Annotated in this window: 2 protein-coding genes; one reads left to right on the top strand and one right to left on the bottom strand. The window is 68.3% G+C overall.

Features of this window, described 5'->3' with window-relative positions:
* Positions 1–277: 277 nt before the first annotated feature.
* Positions 278–685, top strand: coding sequence for a response regulator (locus HR086_RS46835; protein ID WP_141649448.1), 408 nt, complete (start codon positions 278–280; stop codon positions 683–685).
* A gap of 24 nt (positions 686–709) precedes the next feature.
* Here HR086_RS46835 and HR086_RS46840 read toward each other — a convergent pair whose 3' ends face one another.
* A complete protein-coding gene (locus HR086_RS46840; protein WP_141649449.1) occupies positions 710–1,036 on the bottom strand; it encodes a PilZ domain-containing protein in 327 nt (108 codons plus the stop codon).
* Between the last annotated feature and the right edge of the window lie 380 nt (positions 1,037–1,416).

Consider the following 1,416-nt stretch of genomic DNA (forward strand, 5'->3'; position numbering starts at 1 on the left):
GGTGAAAATGGGGGCCCGGGGGGCGCGTCCGGAGGGACAAGGCGGCTTCATCCCCCTGTCAGACTGGCTGATGAGCGGGCGGGCATGGAAGTCAGGCATCCCCTGTCCCGTTGGCTTACGTATGGCTGATGCGTGGTGCTCCACACAAATGATGGAGCAACCCTGGTGCGCGTGGTGTCGGCGGGGCTATACCGCGCGCGGCAGGTGGCACCGGCAGTGGGGGTGGCGCGCCCGCGAATCATCGTCCCTCTGAGGTCCAGAGTCGCGCCGGAGAAACATGGTTGGCATGTCCCAGGCACCCTTCCACATCCTGCTCGTCGAGGATGAACCGGTCATCCGGGAGCTGGTGCGCTCGATGTTGAGCGACGGCACCGTGGAGGTGGTGTGCGCGGCCAACGGGCTGGAGGGACTGAAGCTGGCGCGCAGCCGGACCTTCCACCTCATCCTGATGGATGTGGTGTTGCCGCAGCTGGACGGAATCTCCGCGTGTCGCATCCTGAAGAGCGACCCCGTCACCGCGACGGTGCCGCTCTACATGCTCACCGCGAAGGCGAAGAAGTCGGACATGGAGAGCGCCACACTGGCGGGCGCGGACGGCTACATCCACAAGCCCTTCCGAGGCGCGGAGCTGATGGCGCTGGTGGAGCGCCTGCGAGTGGCCTCGCCTCGCTCGGAACCGGCCTGAAGCGACGGGGACGGGCCTCCCCGCTCAGGGCAGGCGCGGATGGAGGAAGCGCGCCAGGGCGATGAGGTCGTCCCAGTCGAGCTCACCGAACTCCAGGGCCACGCCGTCCGCTTCCCGGCGGCGGATGGTGCAGGTGGTGACGATTTCCTTGTCCCCAGGCAGCGGCAGGCTGAGCGTCAGCTGGCGCTGGGCATCTCCGGGGTGCGCGAGCAGGAACAGCCCCGCCATGGAGACATCGCGGGCGCGGGCCATGACGGCGCGTCCTGGCAGGAGCACTTTCACGGGGAGGGACGCCTCGACGCGCGGGTGGAAGCGCTCGGCGATATGGGGTCCACCATTGGAAGTGTTCATCGGCTCAGCTCCTCACTGCGACAGGGTGCGACAACTCTGAGGCACCTTGCGTGCGAGGCAAGTTTCCGTCCTCGCGCCGCCGTCCCGTGAGACGGACGCTCCTCCCGGCCCCTGGAGTTTTCCTGGCGCGCGCGACGCGGCCATGAGCGCGGGATTGCTTGGGTTTTCATCTGGCACGTCGCCTGAAGAGCCCCCTGCGCAACCCGCCGCCGGAGGCAGCTCTTGGACCCGAACCACCGCAGGCTTCAGTCGCTCACCATCACCCCCACCATGCCTCGGCAGACGCCGCGCAATGACTTCGGCACGGTGCTGGCGCACGCGGCCCACCAGGTGGTGAGCAAGGGGGCGGGGCTCGTGGGCGGGATGATCCCGTCGGGTCC

This window comes from Myxococcus sp. CA039A, from assembly GCF_013336645.1.
GTDB classification, from domain to species: Bacteria; Myxococcota; Myxococcia; order Myxococcales; family Myxococcaceae; genus Myxococcus; species Myxococcus llanfairpwllgwyngyllgogerychwyrndrobwllllantysiliogogogochensis.

Bases quoted from the DNA above. Each gene is read 5' to 3' on its own strand.
- HR086_RS46835 (WP_141649448.1), top strand. From the start codon at position 278: ATGGTTGGCATGTCCCAGGCACCCTTCCACATCCTGCTCGTCGAGGAT.
- HR086_RS46840 (WP_141649449.1), bottom strand. From the start codon at position 1,036: ATGAACACTTCCAATGGTGGACCCCATATCGCCGAGCGCTTCCACCCG.